This window comes from Herbidospora yilanensis (assembly GCF_001570565.1).
GTDB lineage: Bacteria > Actinomycetota > Actinomycetes > Streptosporangiales > Streptosporangiaceae > Herbidospora > Herbidospora yilanensis.
Map to the genome: position 1 here is coordinate 60528 of NZ_BBXE01000026.1, position 18646 is coordinate 79173.

The following is an 18646-nucleotide window of genomic DNA, read 5'->3' on the forward strand; positions in this document are numbered from 1 at the left end:
CTCCTAGCCTCGGAGCCATGAGACTTTCAGGCAAGATCGCACTCGTCACCGGCGGCACCTCGGGAATCGGCGAGGGCATCGCGCGGCGTTTCGGCGCCGAAGGGGCGACCGTGGTGCTCACCGGCCGCCGGGCCGACCTCGGTGAGCGGATCGCCGAGGAGATCGGGGCCGCCACGTTCGTGCCGGGTGACCTGACCTCGGCCGGGACCCGCCACGCCCTCGTCGCCGCCGTCGAGGCCCACGGCGGGCTGAACGTGCTGGTCAACAACGCCGCCGCCTTCGGGGACACGGTGACCGACCAGGTGACCGACGACGATTTCGACCGGATCGTGGGGCTGAACTTCCGGGCGGCGTTCCAGGTGACGCGGGACGTGCTGCCGTACCTCATCAGGAAGCCGGGCGGGCGGATCGTGAACATCTCCAGCATCGGGGTGACGCGGACGTGGCCGGGGGCGTCGGTCTACAACGCCAGCAAGGCGGCGCTGGAGAACCTGACGCAGACGTGGGCGCACGAATACGGGCCGTTCGGGCTGACGGCGAACGCGTTGACGTTGCCCATCGTGGACGCGCCGATGTCGCTGGCCGCCCGCGAGCACGTCGACCTGGAGGCCATCCCGTCGCGGCGGATCGGGACGGTGGAGGACGTCGCCGACATGGCGGTGTTCCTGGCGGGGGACGAATCGGGTTATCTCAACGGGGCCCGCATTCCGCTCGACGGCGGGCAGACGGCTTAGCGAGGCCGCTCATAATATTTCACTCGCAGAATGTTGGGATTGGCCCGAATTTCGAGGGAAATGTTCGATCGCCAGTTCGATTCGGATGAGGTAAATTCCTCGCCATGATCCAGTCCGAGCACGAGGTTCTCATCGAACTGATCCGGCGATCTCCCTCCCTGGCCACTCGGCTCTTCGCGGAATTGGGCTTCGATACTCCGAAATACACATCAATTCGGGTGGAAACCACCGATATCGCCGCAGATCATCACCACTTAGTGATTCTCCTCCTTGACGGCGACACAATCGTTCTGGCGGTCGTAGTCGAGGTGCGGCTCCATGAGCATGAAGAATTTCGCGACTGGGTTCCCTGCGCGGCGGATGTCTGGGCCCGCCACCGGCGACCCACCGTTCTCCTGGTTTTCGCGCCCAGGCCAACGGCCCAACGCCTCCGACCACCACTCCTTGTTGGCCACCCTGGCCTGACCTTGAGCCCCCTGGTCGTCGGTCCTGAGACCATCCCCGTCATCACCGATCTCCAGACAGCCCGCGAGCTTCCCGAACTTACTCTGCTCTCCGGAACCGCCCACGGGGAGCACCACCATGATGTCCTCCAAGCCATCGCTCACGCCCTGAAAGCCCTTGAGTGGCCTATGCGCGCCGCATACGTTGAGCACCTGGCGAGGCGGCTTTCTGGGCCCTCGATAAGCAAGCTGGATGCTTTCATGACAACTGTCGGATCCGGCCGTAGCATCGTCGCGGCGACCGGCGATGAGGTCAAAGAAGAGCCTGAAAGCCATCAGGGCGTGGATCGCCCCTAACGGCATGACAAAGACTTATTAGAAAGACAAGTCTGCCAGACGTCTCGAAGGGCTTGGCCACTTTTCAGATAGCTTGGATGGCACCGTACGAACTGGAATCAGGAAAACCGTTTGATGCGACTCATTCGTAAGAGAGTGACCTATCCATTACCTGGGTCGCTTATTGCTGTCAGTTATTGGCAGATCGTAATTTCGACGCTGCGGAACGTCTCCTGTGAACTGTCTCAGCGACACGAGCCGCGGCCTCTCTAGCAGGTTCATGTTCCCAGATCCGAATTACCTGCCACCCGGCGTCTCGCAGAACGCTGTCGGTCTCTCGGTCTCGTGCTCGGTTTGAGGAGATCTTCTGGGACCAGAACTCGGCGTTCTTGCGTGCGGGACGGTAGTGCTCTTCGCACCCATGCCAATAGCAACCGTCGAGGAAAACCGCGATCTTGTCTCTGGTGAAGACCATGTCAGCGGTGCGCCGCACTCCTGGCAGCGGACGAACGCCTACCCGATATCTCAATCCAAGGGCGTGAACCGCTGAGCGCAGTGCTCGTTCCGGACGAGTGTCCCGCCCGCGATTGGCACGCATGACCGACCGCACCGCGGGACTCGATGCCCATGACTCGGCCATCGATTCGACCACGCTGGCAGGTGGCTTCGCGCTGAGGAGACCACGGCGTACCGCCAGGAGCCAACCCTGTGCGAGGTTTTCCGCTCGCGTCTCGTGCTCGACCTCGCCAACATAGCGTGCTGGTGAGCGGCCACGATCAGACCATCGCAGATACGCGCGAATGCGTCGCGTTTTGGGCAAAAGCTTTAGATAGATGGACGCGCACGCCTGACGCCCATCTCCAAGATCTACGAACCGAACCTGGCGACCACCGGCCGCCCGGTCCTGTTCCTCCGCGGCCTGAGCGCGTGTGCGCCCTTCGCGCCCCCTCCAAGCCCGATCCGGGGGAGGTCGACGCTTCCAGCGTCCCTCAGCCGCGGTCATGGCCTTGCCGTGCCTCTTCCAGGACTCGCGCGACCGCGCTCGCGAAAACCTCACCGAGCACCACGGGAACCGCGTTGCCAAGCTGCCGCATCTTCTCTCCTCTGGGGCCTTCAAGGCGCCAGTCGTCAGGGAAGGTCATAACGCGAGCCGTCTCCCGCACGGTCATATAGCGGTGTGTTCCGTTGTCCAGCATGACTACCGACTCACCACCGGGAACACCGTGAACCCCCGCCTTGACCGTCTTGGCCGGCCGATCAAGCTCGTTAGGAGTGTGACCCGTGTAGATCCGAGCCCCGGGCCAACCGATGTGATCACTCACGCCGCCCAGGTGTCTCTCTTTCCGGTCCATATGTTCCGGGAGGATGGGCGGGAGCGGCTTCTCACATCCCTGGATCTCCGGGATTCCCGCCAGCGCGTCTCGCATCGTTCGCCATGGGCGCATCCCGTCGTCCTCGATTGTCATCTCTTGAGGAAGCCGCGCCAACACACGATTCCTGACCTGGTCTGGGACGTCATGGCGTGCCCAATAGTCGCCGTCCCACATCGACCGTATGAGGGCCGCTTCGGAGAAGCGAGGCTTGACGAGGTTCTCGAACCGCCTTATGTCAACACCCAGATCCGCGCGAAAAGCCACGATGATGATCCGTTGCCTGATCTGCGGCACACCGTAGTCGGCGGCGTTGACCGGGACCATCAGGACCTCATATCGGCGGGACGGGTCGCCATTCGCCGCTCCCAGCCGAGACCGCAGCACGGCGTCATGTTCCAGCCAACTCGCGCCTTCGTCGCGTTCCTCGAACGGGAGGCACATCTCACGCAGAATGTAATCGAAGTAGGGCTTGAACGATGGACGCAAAAGGCCTCGAACGTTCTCGCAGATGACGGCCTTGGGGCGGGTCTCGCGAATGGCCCGAAACATCTGCGGGAACATGTTGCGCTCGTCCTCGTCGCCTTTGGCGACACCACCCAGACTGAAGGGCTGGCAAGGTGGCCCTCCCGCCAGGACGTCAACCTTGCCCTCCAGGTAGCCGAACTCCACCTTGCGGATATCGCCCTCGATCAACGGCCATGGTTGGCCCGGACCGGGAATCCATGGATCGGCGCCTTCCTCGACGCGCCGCGCGCCGTTGGCCACGAGAGTCTCACAGGCTCTTCTCGCGAACTCGTTGAACAGCAATGGCCTGAAGCCAGCGCGGTGGACGGCCATGGCCAGACCTCCTCCACCAGCGAAGAGCTCGACAGCGGATCGACCGATGACTTCTTCTCGCTGATCAGGCATGCCGAAAGCATACCGCGGAGTTGATGATCTTCAAGAGCTTTGGGAAAAGTGTTCGATATCGAGATGATCGACGCTACTCTCTCGCCGTGACAGCCTTCACCCCTCGCTTCTATGACCCGATGGACACCCGGAACATCACCTCGGTCATCTGTCGTGAGCTTGAGGCGCAGCCCCTGACACCCCTCCCCGAGCTACCTCGTTTCGAGGGGTCGGGTCTCTACGCGATCTACTACACGGGGACCATCGAGACTCTGTACGTGCCCCTCGTAGGACACGACGTTCCTGTGTACGTGGGCCAGTCCCACTCTCACAACAGCGCGACGGGCGTCGCCGTGAGTGGCCGAACCCCACTTTTCTCGCGTGTCAGCGGGCACGGGAGGTCCATCGCCGGCGGCAACCTCACATTGACGGACTTCGCCGTACGACTCCTTCTCATGCCCGATGTCCACGCCGACCTCGGGGAGAACGGCCTGCGTGTCAACTATCAGCCGGTCTGGAACGCGATCCTTCGTGGCTTCGGGAGCAACGAGCAAGGCTCCTCGACGAGAAAGAGCGCGCGCACTAAATGGGACACGGTCCACGCCGGGCGGAGCAGATCGTACGGGAGCAGTCCACACGATCGTGACGCGTTGATCGAGCGCGCCCGAGCACACATAGCCGAACGGATCGCGTTGATCGGCGAGATCCCGTGGCGGTAGCGGATGTATCCACAGGCACAAGGCGAGGGCACGGGCGGACGTAGCCGGGGTTGAATCTATTCTCACCAGATGTCGGTTATGTGGCTTAGCCTCTCTCTCGTGGACGACCACATCGAGCCGTACGAGCCGTACAACCCCTTGGATGAGAGGAATCTGGCCCAGAGCGTCGCCGACGCCCTGGAACGTGAACCCATCCGGTCACTACCACCTGACCCATTCGCGGGACCCGGCCTTTACGCCCTTTATTTTGTGGGGAGCACCGGTCTCTACGCTCCACTGGGCGAATTGTGTCGCCGCGGGGCCAACGCGGACCTCGGTGTCGGGCCCGACGCCGTGCCGATCTATGTGGGGAAGGCCACGGCGTCGGGCAGTCGTCACGGCAATCTGCGGAATTCCAAGGACAAGACCCTCAGTGATCGTATTCGGAAACATACTCGCTCCATCGAGATGGCGACGTCGACACTAAAGATCACCGATTTTCGAGTGCGCTATCTTCGAGTGAAGGACATCTGGATCCCACTGGGGGAATTTGGGCTACTGCAGCGATACACCCCGATTTGGAATCGAGTGCTTGACGGTTTCGGGAACAACGACCCCGGACGAGGCCGCTACGAGCAGGCTCGATCTCCATGGGACACCCTTCATCCCGGCAGAAGGTGGGCGGAGAAGCTACCGGTCAACCCTGAGCCGCGGGAGCGCTTAGAAGCGAAGGTACGCAAAGCGATGAATGCGATCGTGTCTCGTTTTCCCATACCCGAGGACGTACTAGCGGACGAGCCCTCGTATGACCTTACGGGTTCTGGCGAGATTTGATTGTCACATTCTCTGGCCCAGGTTGAGCTCAGCTCGCGCGATCAGGAGTGAGTCGCGCCAAAACCCGCCCTAGTTTATCTGAAGTGCACGATCTCTTCGAGAACGCCCTACCGGGACCAGGGCCTTAATGTGTGTACAAATCGCGTTCGCAAGTCGCTCCCATACACTTCCCGGGAAAATAGGTCGCGGCTCGCGCCCAGGGATTCACTCAGCGGACGGGTGCGCCCGGTCAAGGCCAGGCGCACCCCTCCTAATCAGAGCCCATACCTGCTCTTCAGGTGGCGCCAGAAGTCACGCAGCATCCACGCGTCGAACTCCGTGATCTGTGATGCGCTGCCGGCCTTCATCAGGAAGCCGCCCACGCCCGTCGGAGTCCAGTCGTAGAAGTCGTCCAGCCCGAAGGTGTGCCCTATCTCGTGCAGCAGGATGTGCATGTTCGAGGCGTTGATGTTGTTCATGAAGTACTCGGAGCCCATGCGCTGCCCCCAGTCGCCGCCCGCGCCGCCGCCCATGCCGGCGGTCAGCCACAGTGACATGTCGTAGTGCCGCGCGACGCCTCCCGGGCAGTTCGGGTACGTCCCGCCCTGGTTGAAGAACCGGCCGCACGGCGGCGCGCACTGCGGCGCGTTCTCGCGGATGTCGCCCACGTAGATGTCGACGGAGTTGTCGGTCCACTGGAGTTGCGCCCGGTCGCGGACGGCCCAGCCGACGACCCTCACCGGCACGTCGGCGTAGGGCCAGGCGTTGTGCCCGGCCATGACGTCCATCCACTTCTTGAACTGCCGCTGCAACGCGGCGTGGATGGCGTCGCGCTGGGCGGCGGTCACCGAGGCCGGGGAGTCCCAGCGCACGCAGTAGTTCACGTAGCCCCGGTTGGCCATGACCTGGTCCCAGCCGTAGTTGCGGAACCCGTAGAGGTTCCCGTAGGTGCTCTCGACGTGCGACCAGACCTGGTTGAGCGGGTTGACCAGATTCGCGGGCGGGTTCCAGCCCGTCGAAGAGGTCGGAGTGGGCGTCGGGGAGGGAGTCGGCGAAGGAGTCGGCGAAGGTGGGACGGAGCCGCCGCAGGTCACCCCGTTGACCGAGTACGAACTCGGCACCGTGTTGGTCCCGCTGTAGGTCCCGTTGAGCCCCACCGTGACACTCGCGCCCGTGGACAGGACGGGCGCGTATCCCGGTGCGGTCACGGTCACGTTCTGGCCCGACTGGGCCCACGTCCCGTTCCAGCCCTGACCGACCTGCTGGTTCCCCGGCCAGGTGAATCGCAGGACCCACGGGTCGAGCGGGTCGCCGAGGTTGTTGATCGTCACGTTGGCCCCGAAGGCGCCGCCGTTGTCCCACGTCTTGGCGTAGGTCACGGAGCAGGCGACGGCCGCCTGCGCGGGCTGGGCGGCGATCACGCCCAGCGCGGCCATGACCGAGAAGGTCACGGCCCAGATGGATGTTCGCATTGTGGGAGCGCTCCCATTCAAGGGATAGGTGGGAGCGGGTGCCGTCCGGAAGAGTGACGGCACCCGCCGATGGACCTAGTTCGCGAACGCCCGGACCTCAAGGAGTCCGAGTGACGCCGTGCCCGTGCTGGTCAGCACCACTCTCAGGCGGGTGCTGTTCACGGGTGTGAAGGTGACCGCGTTGAACTGGTTCTTCGCCAGGCCGTAGGTGCCCGGCAGGTCGACGTAGGACGACCCGTTCCAGTACTGGAGCTTCCAGGCCGACGGCATGTCGATGCCCTGCTCGTCGTCGAAGAAGTACACCTCCGCGCGGCCGAGCGTCTGGGCGGAGGGCCAGGTCAGTTCCGCCCACTGCTGACCGGTCTCCGGCCAGGTTCCCCACCGCGGGTTCACGGTGTCGTTCGACGACGGCGGCTGGATGCCGTCGTTCAGCGCCGCCACCGACTCCCACGATGAGGTGTAGGAAGCCGACGGCGTCGCCGACAGGGCCAGGTTGGTGACGGGAGGCGGGGTGCCGCCCCGGTTGTAGGCGGCGATCTCCGTCAGGCCGGTCTTGGCGCTTCCCGCGTTGGTCACCTGGACGCGGATCCGCGCCGTGGACACCGGCGGGAAGGTCACCACGTTGTAGTTCGCCCGCGGCGCGGCGGGGGTCTTCGTCTGCGAGGGCACCGCCGTCCACGTCGATCCGTTCAGGTACTGGATCGTGTAGACGGATGGCGCTCGGTAGGTCGCCGAGGCGGGGCGTGAGTCCTTGAACCACAACCGCACCTCGTTGACCGGCTGTGACGAGCCCAGGTTCAGCTCGTACCAGTCGGTCGTCGACCCCGTGCCACCCCAGAACGGCTCGTTGACCGGCAACCCGTCGACCGCGCCGGCCACGTTGCCGCCCGATGCCGTCGTGGAGGCGCTGCCGGAGGCGGGGATGAGCCCGGGGGCCACGTTGATCCCGGCCTTGGCCAGGATGTCGGTCATCCGCCCGCTCGTGAAGGACACCTGCGACGGCGTCTGGAGGCCCGGGTACGCCTGGTTGTAGGCGACCGTTCCCGACGTGGTCACGGCGCCGGTCGCCGGGTCCCACGTGAACGGCACCAGGGAGTTCACCGTGGCGACGCGGGTGCCGTTGATGAAGATCGAGTAGCCCTGCGGCACACCCGGGTAGCGGGTCACCCCGTCGTTGGGGTCGTCCCAGGTGATGGTCAGGTCGGCGTTGCGGTAGCGCAGGTTGTTGACGGTGAAGTGGGTCCAGCCGATGTTGATCGGCGAGAGTTCCACCTTCGCGTCGTTGCGCGGGCGCAGGCCGGCGACGTCCTCGATCACCGTCCAGTTGCCGCTGCCGAGGATGTTGTGGTGGATCCACGAGCGGTACTGCACCGAGTTGCCGTTCCAGTCGGCCCAGAACTCGTTGGCGTCGGGCCAGGCGGTGTTGCCGCCGACGTACTGGGCCCAGGTGTTCCAGTACAGCAGCTTCTTGTAGTCGTTGGCCGTCATCCACGAGTTCGGGTAGTTGCGCAGGACCGACGAGTAGAGGCGGAACTGCACGGTCGAGTTGATGGTGGAGAAGTTGTTCGACCCGGGCTCGCCCTGGGCCGCGGCGGCGGCCTTGTCGACCTGGTTGGCGGTGTAGAAGGGGAAGATCGGGTACTGCGCGGGGTCGTCGTAGAGCCGTAGCGCCTGCCGGTAGGTCGCCGTGTTGGGGATCGCGCCGACCGCGAACGGATAGTAGTTGTTGATCTCCTTCCACGGCACGTGCTCGTTCGTCGACTTCAGCCGGTGTTCGAAGAGCTGCCGTGACGGGTTCCAGAGCACGTTCACGATGGCGTTCTGGATGTCGGTCGCCAGCGTCTGCATCTCGGCGGCCTTGGCGGTGTTGCCGACGGCGGCGTAGGCCTGGGCGGCGGCCAGCGCGCCGCTGTACTGGTAGGCCGACTCGGCGCGGTCCATCCGGCCCGGCTTCCAGTGGAACGACACCGCGTCGGCGTCGTTGCCGGTGAGGGCGCCCCAGTCGTACTCGATGAGCTTGTTGTTGTCGGTGTCGTAGTAGCTGAGCTGGCCCTTCACGTCACGCTCGGCATACCTGGCGAGCGCGCCCGCGATGGCCGGCTGGCCGCCGTGGATCTGGTAGGCCCGCCACGCCGCCTCGGAGATGTACTGGGTGTAGCTGTTCGACCAGTTCTCCGGGTCGCCGGGGTTGTCCATGAACCGGCCGTTCCTGGACGTCTGGCCCGTCGACAACCAGTTGCCGTAGGCGTACATCGGAGTTCGCAGGTACTTCAGGTCGTCGATGTGCATCGGCTGGGTCAGCGCGATGGCGTTGTTGTAGCCGAGCACGCCCTCCATCGACACCGGGAACTGGAAGGTCTGGCCGGGGATGTCCGCGTCGAGGTTGTTGTAGCGCATCAACCACCAGCGGTAGTAGACGTTCTTCTTGATCGCCGGTTCGGCCAGGTCGATGTAGGGCAGGTTCCGCGCCCACCACAGGTTGTAGGCCCGCACGTGCGTCGCGAACGCGGTCGCGTTCGTATAGCCGCGGTAGGCGTTGTACTCGGTCAGCGAGTCGGGGATCTCGCTGGTCACGAAACCCATCACGACCTTCGCGGTCACGGTCGCGCCCGGCGCCACGGTGACCGAGCGGTTCAGGCCGCCGCCGCTGACGGTGAAGTCGTCGCCGCTGAGCCTGGGGAACAGCGTGGTCAGGTTGTTGTACGCGTTCACCTGCCCCGTCAGTTCGCCGCCCGACCCGCTGCTGGCGTACGGCGAGGTGGCCCTGATCTGGAGCGTCGACGACGACGTGCCGTTGTTGACGATCGAGAGGTTCGCCACGGCGACGTTGTTGTCGGTGATGAACTTCTGCTGCGTCACCACGAGAGACCCGCTCGTGTGCACGCTGCGCCAGTACGAAGGCGCCTGGAACCGCTGGGAGACCTGCTCGGAGAAGGTCCCCGGGGTGATCGCGACCGTGAAGGCGGAGGACCCGCCGATCGCCTCCCAGTACGCCACCTGGCCGGAGAAGCCCAGCGTGCCGGGGTTGTGCGTCTTCATGTAGAGCGCCCGGCCCCGCGTCATCAGCCAGTTCCCGGCCGGGTCGCTGCCTGTTCTGCCGAGGAGGCGGTCCATCCAGAAGTCGGTGCCGGAGGATTCGGCGTCGTACACGGCCTGCATCATGTCGCCGGTCGTGTAGGGCGCCGGTGCGGCCGGGATGGTCCCGCCGCTGAACGTGGGGAAGCCGATCGTCTGCGCCGCGTCAGCGGCTGGACCTGCGACGATCAGCCCGGCTAAGAGGGCCAGCGCGGTTGAGGTCCGGAGGAGTTTCACACGCCCACCGTCCATTCGATCATTCCGGTCGAGAAACCGGCGCGAGAGGTCATGTTGAGCCGGAGCCGGGTGGTCGAGATCTGCGGGAAGGTCATCGTGTTGAACTGATCGGCGGTGACCCCGCAGGAACCGATGTTCACGTAGGACGATCCGTTCCAGTACTGAAGCTGGCACGACGCCGGCAGGTCGATCCCCTGGTTGTCGTCGAACCAGTAGGCGGCGCTCTTCGAGATGTTCTGCGCCGTGGGCCAGCGATATTCGACCCATTGGGTGCCCTGCTGGTTCCAGTTGCCGTAGACACCGTGGGAGCGGTCGGCCGAGCTCGTCGGCGTGAACCCGTCCTTGACGGCGTTCAAGGTCTCCCACGAGGAGACGTAGGAGGTCGAGGCGGTGGCGCTCAGCGCCAGGTTCGACGAGGTGCCGCCGGAGGTCTGGACGACCTTCTGCATCGTCCCGTCGGCGTTGAAATAGAGCTTGTCGAGCGTCACCGACCTGCGGAAGTTGCCGCCGCCCGGCGCGGCGGCGTTGTGGTAGACCATGTACCACTGGCCCTTGTACTCGATGATCGCCGGGTGGTTGGTCGTCGAGCTGACCATGTCGAGCACGACGCCGCGGTGCGTCCACGGGCCGAGCGGGTTCGACGCGGTCGCGTAGCGGACGCACGCGTAGCCCGGGGTGGCGCAGCCGGAGTCGTTGGCCGCGTAGGCCAGGTAGTAGGTGCCGTTGCGCTTGAACATCCACGGCGCCTCCCAGAAGTTCGACACCCCCTGCGGGGTGACGACCGAACCCTGGGTCGAGGTCATGTTGGCGTTCAGCCGCACGGCGCGCAGGCCGTAGTAGGAGCCCCAGTACATGTAGACCTGGCCGTCGTCGTCGGTGAAGACGGTCGGGTCGATGTTCAGCGGCGAGGAGTTCGGGGTGGAGTCGCTGATCAGCGGGCCGCCGATCGCGTCGGTGAACGGGCCGGTGGGGCTGTTGCCGACGGCCACGCCGATGTTCATCCAGCCGGGGCCGTTGCCGTTGACGGAGACGTACCAGTAGTAGCGCCCGTCGGCGCCGCGTTCGACCTCGCTCGCCCAGGCGTCGAGGCCGGCCCAGGAGAAGTTGGAGATCGCCAGGCGTGCGCCCTGGTCGGTGAAGGTGGCCGCGTCGGTGGAGGAGTAGACGTGCCAGTCGCGCATGACGAAGTTCTGGCCGGTGGACGAGGCCTCGTCATGGCCCGTGTAGAGGTAGAGCGTGTCGCCGACGACGAGCGCCGCGGGGTCGGCGGTGTAGATCTGGGTGGTGATCGGGGCGGCTGCCTGGGCGGGGAGGGTGAGGCCGAGTAACAGCAGGAGGGGCGTCAGGAGGGCTAATCGGCGTTTCACGGGAGCGGTTCCTTTCCTCGATGTTAGCGCTAACATCCGTAGGGCACCACCCGGGTGGCGGTGCGAGGATCAGGTGGAGTCGCGGATGACGAGCTGTACCGGCATGCGGTGCACGCCCGGGGTGGCACGGCCGTCGATGGCCGCGAACAGATGCTGGGCCGCCGTGCGGCCGAGCACCTCCAGGTTGGGGTCGATGGTGGTCAGCGGGGGGCGGCTCTCGGCGGCCAGCACCTCCCAGTTGTCGTAACCGACGACGGCGATGTCCTCGGGGATGCGCCGCCCGCGTTCCCTGGCGGCCTCCACGAACCCGGCCGCGATCTGGTCGCTGCCACAGAACACCGCGTCGATCTCGGGGTCGGCGTGCAGCACCATCGCGGCGGCCTGGCGGCCCCAGCGCTGCGACCACTGGCCCCAGAACACCGGCCCGGGTTCCAGGCCCGCGTCGGCGAGCGCGGCGGCGGCGCCTTCGGCGCGTTCCCGTGCCGCCTGGTAGGTGGCCAGGCCGGTGACGTGCGCGATCCGGCGGCGGCCGAGGGTGACCAGGTGCTTGATGGCCGTGCGGGACCCTTCGAGGTCGTCGGGCACGAACGACACGTCGCCGGGATCGTCGGAGGGGCCGTAGGCGTACACGACCGGAACGCCCAGGTCGCGGCTGATCGACGGGCGCGAGTCGGTGCTCTCGCCCACGACGATGATGCCGTCGACCCGGCGGGCCAGCAGCGTGCGGATGTAGTGCTGCTCCCTGATCGAGTCGCCACGCGCGTCACAGAGCAGCACGGCCATCTCGCCGGCGCCGAAGGCGTCCTCCGCTCCGAGCATCACCGGGATGCCGAAGCGGCCGACGCTGTCGCTGGTCAGCAGGCCGACGGTTCGCGTTGGACCGCCCAGCAGGCTCCGGGCGGCCGGATTGGGCTTGAACGACAGTTGCTCTGCCGCCTCCAGGACACGCTGCCGAGTCTCGGCGCGGACCTGGTCTTTGCCGTTGAGCGCCTTCGAAGCAGTGGCGACCGACACCCCGGCCAGGTGGGCCACATCGCTGATCGTGGCGATACGTTGCATCGAAAGCCTTTTCCGTAGTGGTGGTATACCCGCAGAAGGTAGCTGCGCATTTGTGACAGAGCAAGGGCTTCACACGCCCCCGATCGGGGCGTATGTTGCGGCTACATTTCCGAAAACCTTTTCAGTTTTTCGGTCGAGAGGAACCCCCATGCTCAGAAGACTGCCCGCGCTCGCCGCGGCGGCGCTCCTCGCGACATCCATGGCCGCATGTGGTTCTGCCGCCCCGGAGGAAAGCGCCCCCGGTGGGACGGCCGCCGCAGGTCCGACCACCATCACGATGTGGACCCGGGCGGCGACCCAGGCGCAGAGTGAGCGCCTGGTCGAGGCTTACAACAAGTCTCACACGAACCAGGTCAAACTGACCGTCATTCCGACGGACAACTACCAGCCGCGCATCGCCGCGGCGGCCGGGGCCAAGCAGCTCCCCGACGTGTTCGCGGCCGACGTCATCTTCGTGCCGAACTACACGTCGCAGGGCCTGTTCGCCGACATCAGCGACCGCGTCGCGGCGCTCCCGTTCAAAGACTCGCTGGCCCCCTCGCACATGAGGCTCGGCACCTACGAGGGCCGCCAGTACACCCTTCCGCACACCCTCGACCTGTCGGTCTGGTTCTGGAACAAGGACCTGTACGAGAAGGCCGGGCTCGACCCCGAGAAGGGCCCGGCCACCCTGAAGGAGTTCGCCGAGCAGGCCACGACCGTGCAGGAGAAGCTGGGCGCCGACGGCAAGGTGCACGGCACGTTCTTCGGCGGCAACTGCGGCGGCTGCTACGTCTTCACCTTCTGGCCCTCGGTCTGGGCGGCCGGCGGCACGGTCATGAACGCCGAGGGCACCGAGTCGACCGTGGCCTCCTCCCCCATGACCGACGTGTTCTCCATCTACCGGAGCCTGTACGACAACGGCGTCACCGGCCCGACCACGAAGGAGGAGCAGGGCCCGACCTGGACCGGCTTCTTCCCGAAGGGCGAGATCGGCGTCATGCCGATGCCGTCCACCACGCTCGGCTCGATGCCGGCCGACATGAAGATCGGCGTCGCGCCCATCGCCGGCCCCGACGGCGGCGAGTCTACGTTCGTCGGCGGCGACTCGGTCGGCATCTCCGCGACCTCGCAGAACGTCGACGCGGCCTGGGAGTTCCTGGCCTGGACGGTCTCCGACGAGGCCCAGGTCGAGATCATGGCCAAGAACAAGGACGTGGTCGCCCGCACCGACCTGGCCGACAACAAGTACTCGGCCGAGGACCCGCGCGTCGTGCTGATCAACTCGCTCGTGGGCAAGGGCCAGACGCCCTACGCGCTGAAGTTCGGTGAAACGTACAACGACCCGCAGGGGCCGTGGTTGCGGTTCGCCCGTGAGGCGCTGTTCGGGGACGTCGCGAAGCTGCCCGAACTCAACGAGACCCTCAACCAGTCGCTCACGCAGTGACCAGTCCGTTGTCGACCGCCCCCCGGCTCCGGCGCCGCCGCGCGCTGGCCGGGTGGGCGTACGCCGCTCCCACGGCGGTGATCGTGGCGGTGCTGTTCATCGCACCGCTGGTGCTCGTCGTGATCATGTCGCTGCACAAGTGGCCGCTGCTGGGCCAGGCCAGGCCCAACTTCCCGGCCAACTACACGAAGATCCCCGACGACCCGCTGTTCCTCGACTCGGTGCTGTTCACCCTGAAGTACACGGTGATCGTCACGATCCTGCTCTCGGCGGTGGCGCTCGGGCTGGCGCTGCTGGTGCAGGACCGCCGGCCGGGGGTCGGCTTCTTCCGTACCGCGTTCTTCCTGCCCGGAGCGGTCGGGTTCGCCGCGGCGGCGCTGCTGTTCTACGGCCTGCTGAACAACGACTTCGGGCCGTTCGGGTTCCTCGGCGTCAACTGGATCGGCTCCCCGAACATGGCGCTGACCTCGACGATCCTGCTGGTCCTGTGGAGGTTCGCCGGGTTCAACATGCTGATCCTGCTGACCGGTCTGCAGGCCATCCCGGTCGAGGTGTACGAGGCGGCGCGCGCCGACGGGGCGAACCGGTGGCAGATCTTCACCCGGATCACCCTGCCGCTGCTGCGGCCGACGCTCGCGCTGATGCTGATCCTGTCGATCACGGGGTCGCTGCTGGCGTTCGACCAGTTCTTCATCTTCACCAACGGCGGCCCCGACAACAGCACGGTGTCGATGGTGATGGTCGTCTACCGCAACGCGTTCTTCCGTTTCGACCTGGGCGGCGCGGCGGCGTTGTCGGTGGTGCTGCTGGTCGTGCTGGTCGCCCTGAACGCCGTCCAGATGCGCATCCTCAGGGGGGCGACGACCAAGTGAAGTACTACTCGCCCAGGCTGGCCCTGGCGGTCATCTTCCTGTTCCCGCTGATCTGGAGCGGCTGGGCGTCGGTGCGGGGTCCTGAGGGCTTCACGCTGGCCAACTATCGGAGCATCACCGGCTACGGGGAAGGGCTGGCGACCTATGTCGGCAACAGCCTGATGCTCTCCGGCATGACCGTCGTCGGCACCCTGGTCGTCGCCACGTTGGGCGGCTACGCGTTCGCCCGGTTCCACTTCCCCGGGAAGAACCTGCTGTTCCTGGCCGCGCTGGCGATCCTCATGGTCCCGTACGCGACCATCCTGATCCCCCTGTACGTCCTGCTCGACCACGTCGGGCTGCAGAACTCGCTGCTCGGGCTGAGCCTGGTGTTCGTCATGTTCCAGTTGCCGTTCGCGCTGTACATGATGCGGAACTCGTTCGAGGCGATCCCGCGGGAGATCGAGGAGTCGGCGCTCGTCGACGGCGCGGGGTCGGTCAAGGTGCTGCTGTCGGTGTTGCTGCCCGCGGTCCGGCCGGGCCTGGTGACCGTCGGGCTGTTCGCGTTCCTGGCGTCGTGGAACGACTTCTTCGCGCCGCTGATCCTGCTCAGCGACGGGGCGAGCTTCCCGCTGCCGGTGGCCGTGGTGAGCATGACGCAGCGTACCTTCGGCGCGATCGACTACGGCGTGCTCCAGGCGGGCGTCATGGTCATGGCCGTTCCCTGCCTGGTTCTGTTCCTCGTTCTCCAGCGCTACTACGTGCGCGGATTCATGTCTGGAGCTCTGCGTGGATAGTCCTGTCGTTCCGTCGGGCGGCGTGCTGACGCCTCTGGGGGTCTCTTCGGTACGTCTGAATCCCGGCTTCTGGGGTTCGCTGCCCACCGAGACGATCATCGATCACTGCTACGAATGGATCTGCCGGGTCGGCTGGGCGGCCAACTTCACCGGCGCCTCGCGCCGGGGCCGGGAGTTCAGCGACTCCGAGGTCTACAAGCTGATGGAGGGCATGGCCTGGACCCATGACCCCCGGCTCGACGAGCTGACCTCGCTGATCGCCGGGGCCCAGGAGTCCGACGGCTACCTGAACACGAAGTGGGGCCACGCCCGCTACAGCGACCTGGAATGGGGCCACGAGCTGTACTGCTACGGCCACCTCATCCAGGCGGGGGTGGCCCAGGCGCGGGCGTCCGGCGGCGGGGAGCTCTTCGAGCTGGTGAAGCGGGCCGCCGACCACGTCTGCGACGTGTTCATGAACAGCCGAGGCGTCTGCGGGCACCCCGAGATCGAGATGGCCCTGATCGAGCTCTACCGGGTCACCCGGGCCGAGCGCTACCTGGAGATGGCCCGCCGGTTCATCGACCGCCGGGGCACCCCGGCGCTGGCCGACATCGAACTGGGCCGCTCCTACTTCCAGGACGACGTACCGGTCCGGAAGGCCGAGGTCTTCCGGGGCCACGCGGTCAGGGCCCTCTACCTGGCGAGCGCGGTGGTCGACCTCGCCGTCGAGACGAACGACCGCGACCTGCTCGACCTGGTCGAACGCCAGTGGGAGCGGACCGTCGCCCGCCGCACCCACCTCACCGGCGGCATGGGCTCCCGGCACAACGGCGAGTCGTTCGGCGAGGACTGGGAGCTGCCGCCCGACCGGGCCTACAACGAGACGTGCGCCGGGGTGGCCTCGTTCATGTTGTCGCACCGCCTGCTGCTGGCCACCGGCAACCGCCGCTACGCCGACCTGGCCGAACGCACCTTCTACAACGTCATCGCCGCCGGGCCCGCGCTCGACGGCCGGTCGTTCTTCTACACCAACCCGCTTCAGGTCAGAGTCGCCGGAGAGGCCACATCGGGAGTCAGCCCGCGCGCGGACGGCGGACTGCGTGCCTCCTGGCGAGCGGTGTCCTGCTGCCCCACGAACCTGGCGCGCACCTTCGCCGCCCTCCCCGCCTACGTCGCCACCGGCACCGACGCGGGGCTGCAGATCCACCACCTGACCCCGGCCCGCGTCGAGCACGACGGCTTCGTGGTGGAGGTGGACACCGAGATGCCGTGGCGGGGCGCCGCCACCCTGCGCGTGGTCCAGGCCCCCGACCGGTTGCGGGTGTTGTCGTTGCGGCTGCCGATCTGGGCCGGCGGCGGCACGGCCGAATGGTCCCGCGTCTGGGCGCCGGGCGAGGAGGTGTCGGTCGACCTGCGGATGACCCCCCGCTGGGTCGAACCCGACCCCCGGATCGACGCGCTGCGCGGCTGCGTCGCGGTCGAACGCGGCCCGCTCGTCTACTGCGCCGAGTCCCCCGGCGACGAGCCGCCGCTGACGCGGATCACGGTCGACACCTCCCGCGCCCCCGAGGTCGCCGACGAGGAGATCGAGGTCTCGGCCAGTGTGACCTCGGCCGAAGACCAGCCCTGGCCGTACGGGCCGCGCCCCCGGACCGAGGCCGAACCGGTCCGGCTGCGGTTGCGCCCCTATTACCAGTGGGGCAACCACGGTCCGGCGACGATGCGGGTGTGGTTGCCCCAGGGGTGACGTCATACGCCGGCGGTCTCGCGGCGGCCGAGGTCGGCCGTGGGCACCTGGTACGTCTCCTTCGCGGTCAGCACGGAGATCGCGCTGACCGCGCAGAGCACGGCGGTGAAGATCCCCACGCCGACCCAGCCCCGCAGCCCGAGCCAGCCGTCGTCGGTCATGATCCCGGCCGCCGAGGCGACCGCGAAGCCGGCCACCGCGAACCCGATCTGGGTGCCGATGGCCATGCCCGACAGTCGGACGCGGGTGGTGAACATCTCGCCGTAGAGGGCGGGCCAGATGCCGTTGGACGCCGAGTAGACGACGCCGAAGCAGAGGCAGCCCGCCAGGAAGACCAGGACGTAGTCGCCCGAGTTGATCGCGGCCAGGTAGGCGAAGATCATGATCGGGCTGCCGATCGCGCCGACCAGGAAGACGGGCCGGCGGCCGATGCGGTCGGACAACCGGGCCCACAGCGGGATCGTGCCGAGCGCGACCACGTTGGCCAGCACGCCGACCCACAACATGACCGCGCGGTCGAGCCCGACGGCGTCGCTCGTCGCGTAGTTGAGCGCCCACACGGTGAAGATGGTGCTGACCGTCGCGATCAGGGCGGCGCCGACGACGCGCAGCACGTCGGCCCAGTGGGTGCGGAACAGCTCGGCCAGCGGCATCTTCGGCACCGAGCCGTCGTCGACCTGCGCCTGGAAGGCCGGGGTCTCGTCGAGGTGGCGGCGGATGAGGTAGCCGACGACCGCCACGACGACGCTCAACCAGAACGGCACCCGCCAGCCCCACGACAGCAGTTGCTCCTCGGGTAACGCCGCGACCGGGATGAAGACGAGCGTGGCGAGGATCTGGCCGAACTGGGTGCCGTTCAGAGTGAAGCTGGTGAAGTAGCCGCGCCGGTTCTCGGGGGCGTGTTCCAGCGTCATCGAGTTCGCGCTGGCCTGCTCACCCGCCGCCGACAATCCCTGGAGGACACGCAGCACGACCAGCAGCACGGGCGCGAGGCCGCCGATCTGCTCCCTGGTCGGCAGGCAGCCGATCAGGAACGTCGCCACCCCCATCAGGACCAGCGTGAAGACCATGATGCGGCGGCGGCCGAACCGGTCGCCGATGTGGCCGAGGATGAGGGCGCCCACCGGGCGGGCGGCGTACGCCACGCCGAAGGACGCGAGCGACTGCAGGGTCGCGGTCGCGGGGTCGGAGTCGTCGAAGAAGACCTTGGAGAAGATCAGCGCGGCGGCGCTGCCGTAGATGAAGAAGTCGTAGTACTCCAGGGCGCTGCCGATCCAGGCGGCGAGGGCGGCGCGGCGGGGGGTGGCCTGGGTCATGAAGCTTGTCCTAACTGGATAGTTCATAACGT

At 66.5% G+C, this 18646-nt stretch carries 15 protein-coding genes; 8 read left to right on the top strand and 7 right to left on the bottom strand.

The window, feature by feature from the left end:
- Positions 1-17: 17 nt before the first annotated feature.
- Positions 18-734, top strand: coding sequence for an SDR family NAD(P)-dependent oxidoreductase (locus AW273_RS20705; RefSeq protein WP_062350261.1), 717 nt, complete (start codon positions 18-20; stop codon positions 732-734).
- Positions 735-838: 104 nt separating this feature from the next.
- Positions 839-1534 carry a hypothetical protein gene (locus tag AW273_RS37335; protein WP_157555985.1) on the top strand — a complete coding sequence of 232 codons (696 nt, stop codon included), beginning with the start codon at positions 839-841 and terminating at the stop codon, positions 1532-1534.
- Positions 1535-1703: 169 nt separating this feature from the next.
- Here AW273_RS37335 and AW273_RS39355 read toward each other — a convergent pair whose 3' ends face one another.
- A complete protein-coding gene (locus tag AW273_RS39355; protein ID WP_083949903.1) occupies positions 1704-2516 on the bottom strand; it encodes a very short patch repair endonuclease in 813 nt (270 codons plus the stop codon).
- Positions 2503-3795: a DNA cytosine methyltransferase gene (locus AW273_RS20715; RefSeq protein WP_062350269.1), complete on the bottom strand. Its 1293-nt coding sequence runs from the start codon at positions 3793-3795 to the stop codon at positions 2503-2505. The genes AW273_RS39355 and AW273_RS20715 overlap by 14 nt, the downstream gene beginning before the upstream one ends.
- A 23-nt stretch (positions 3796-3818) precedes the next feature.
- On the opposite strand from AW273_RS20715, the gene AW273_RS20720 reads away from it, so the two are divergent.
- Together AW273_RS20720 and AW273_RS36425 are read left to right on the top strand one after the other, a co-directional pair.
- Positions 3819-4493, top strand: a complete 675-nt coding sequence (locus tag AW273_RS20720; protein ID WP_083949904.1) for an Eco29kI family restriction endonuclease — start codon at positions 3819-3821, stop codon at positions 4491-4493.
- Positions 4494-4592: 99 nt separating this feature from the next.
- Entirely contained in the window at positions 4593-5306 is a 714-nt protein-coding gene (locus AW273_RS36425) for an Eco29kI family restriction endonuclease (protein WP_198168263.1), read from the top strand.
- A 254-nt stretch (positions 5307-5560) separates the two neighbouring features.
- Here AW273_RS36425 and AW273_RS20725 read toward each other — a convergent pair whose 3' ends face one another.
- The 4 genes from AW273_RS20725 to AW273_RS20740 all read right to left on the bottom strand — a co-directional run bounded on the left by AW273_RS20725 (position 5561) and on the right by AW273_RS20740 (position 12495).
- Positions 5561-6757: a cellulose-binding domain-containing protein gene (locus AW273_RS20725; protein WP_062350274.1), complete on the bottom strand. Its 1197-nt coding sequence runs from the start codon at positions 6755-6757 to the stop codon at positions 5561-5563.
- 75 nt (positions 6758-6832) lie between these two features.
- Entirely contained in the window at positions 6833-10069 is a 3237-nt protein-coding gene (locus AW273_RS20730; protein WP_232327521.1) for a discoidin domain-containing protein, read from the bottom strand.
- A complete protein-coding gene (locus AW273_RS20735; RefSeq protein ID WP_232327522.1) occupies positions 10066-11436 on the bottom strand; it encodes a glycoside hydrolase family 43 protein in 1371 nt (456 codons plus the stop codon). Before AW273_RS20735 ends, AW273_RS20730 begins: the two co-directional genes overlap by 4 nt.
- Positions 11437-11505: 69 nt before the next feature.
- Positions 11506-12495: a LacI family DNA-binding transcriptional regulator gene (locus AW273_RS20740; RefSeq protein WP_062350284.1), complete on the bottom strand. Its 990-nt coding sequence runs from the start codon at positions 12493-12495 to the stop codon at positions 11506-11508.
- Between the two features lie 148 nt (positions 12496-12643).
- Between AW273_RS20740 and AW273_RS20745 the strand changes: the two genes are divergently transcribed.
- Genes AW273_RS20745 through AW273_RS20760 form a run of 4 tightly spaced genes read left to right on the top strand, consistent with a single transcriptional unit; the run spans position 12644 to position 17298 of the window.
- Positions 12644-13921 carry an ABC transporter substrate-binding protein gene (locus AW273_RS20745; protein WP_062350287.1) on the top strand — a complete coding sequence of 426 codons (1278 nt, stop codon included), beginning with the start codon at positions 12644-12646 and terminating at the stop codon, positions 13919-13921.
- Positions 13918-14793, top strand: a complete 876-nt coding sequence (locus AW273_RS20750) for a carbohydrate ABC transporter permease (RefSeq protein ID WP_062350290.1) — start codon at positions 13918-13920, stop codon at positions 14791-14793. The genes AW273_RS20745 and AW273_RS20750 overlap by 4 nt, the downstream gene beginning before the upstream one ends.
- A complete protein-coding gene (locus tag AW273_RS20755; protein WP_062350293.1) occupies positions 14790-15569 on the top strand; it encodes a carbohydrate ABC transporter permease in 780 nt (259 codons plus the stop codon). Before AW273_RS20750 ends, AW273_RS20755 begins: the two co-directional genes overlap by 4 nt.
- Entirely contained in the window at positions 15562-17298 is a 1737-nt protein-coding gene (locus AW273_RS20760) for a glycoside hydrolase family 127 protein (RefSeq protein WP_062350296.1), read from the top strand. The genes AW273_RS20755 and AW273_RS20760 overlap by 8 nt, the downstream gene beginning before the upstream one ends.
- Before the next feature lie 2 nt (positions 17299-17300).
- Here the strand turns inward: AW273_RS20760 and AW273_RS20765 are convergent, their stop codons facing one another.
- Positions 17301-18614: an MFS transporter gene (locus AW273_RS20765; RefSeq protein WP_157555987.1), complete on the bottom strand. Its 1314-nt coding sequence runs from the start codon at positions 18612-18614 to the stop codon at positions 17301-17303.
- Between the last annotated feature and the right edge of the window lie 32 nt (positions 18615-18646).

Bases quoted from the DNA above. Each gene is read 5' to 3' on its own strand.
- AW273_RS20705 (WP_062350261.1), top strand. From the start codon at position 18: ATGAGACTTTCAGGCAAGATCGCACTCGTCACCGGCGGCACCTCGGGA.
- AW273_RS37335 (WP_157555985.1), top strand. From the start codon at position 839: ATGATCCAGTCCGAGCACGAGGTTCTCATCGAACTGATCCGGCGATCT.
- AW273_RS39355 (WP_083949903.1), bottom strand. From the start codon at position 2,516: ATGACCGCGGCTGAGGGACGCTGGAAGCGTCGACCTCCCCCGGATCGG.
- AW273_RS20715 (WP_062350269.1), bottom strand. From the start codon at position 3,795: ATGCCTGATCAGCGAGAAGAAGTCATCGGTCGATCCGCTGTCGAGCTC.
- AW273_RS20720 (WP_083949904.1), top strand. From the start codon at position 3,819: ATGATCTTCAAGAGCTTTGGGAAAAGTGTTCGATATCGAGATGATCGA.
- AW273_RS20725 (WP_062350274.1), bottom strand. From the start codon at position 6,757: ATGCGAACATCCATCTGGGCCGTGACCTTCTCGGTCATGGCCGCGCTG.
- AW273_RS20740 (WP_062350284.1), bottom strand. From the start codon at position 12,495: ATGCAACGTATCGCCACGATCAGCGATGTGGCCCACCTGGCCGGGGTG.
- AW273_RS20745 (WP_062350287.1), top strand. From the start codon at position 12,644: ATGCTCAGAAGACTGCCCGCGCTCGCCGCGGCGGCGCTCCTCGCGACA.
- AW273_RS20765 (WP_157555987.1), bottom strand. From the start codon at position 18,614: ATGACCCAGGCCACCCCCCGCCGCGCCGCCCTCGCCGCCTGGATCGGC.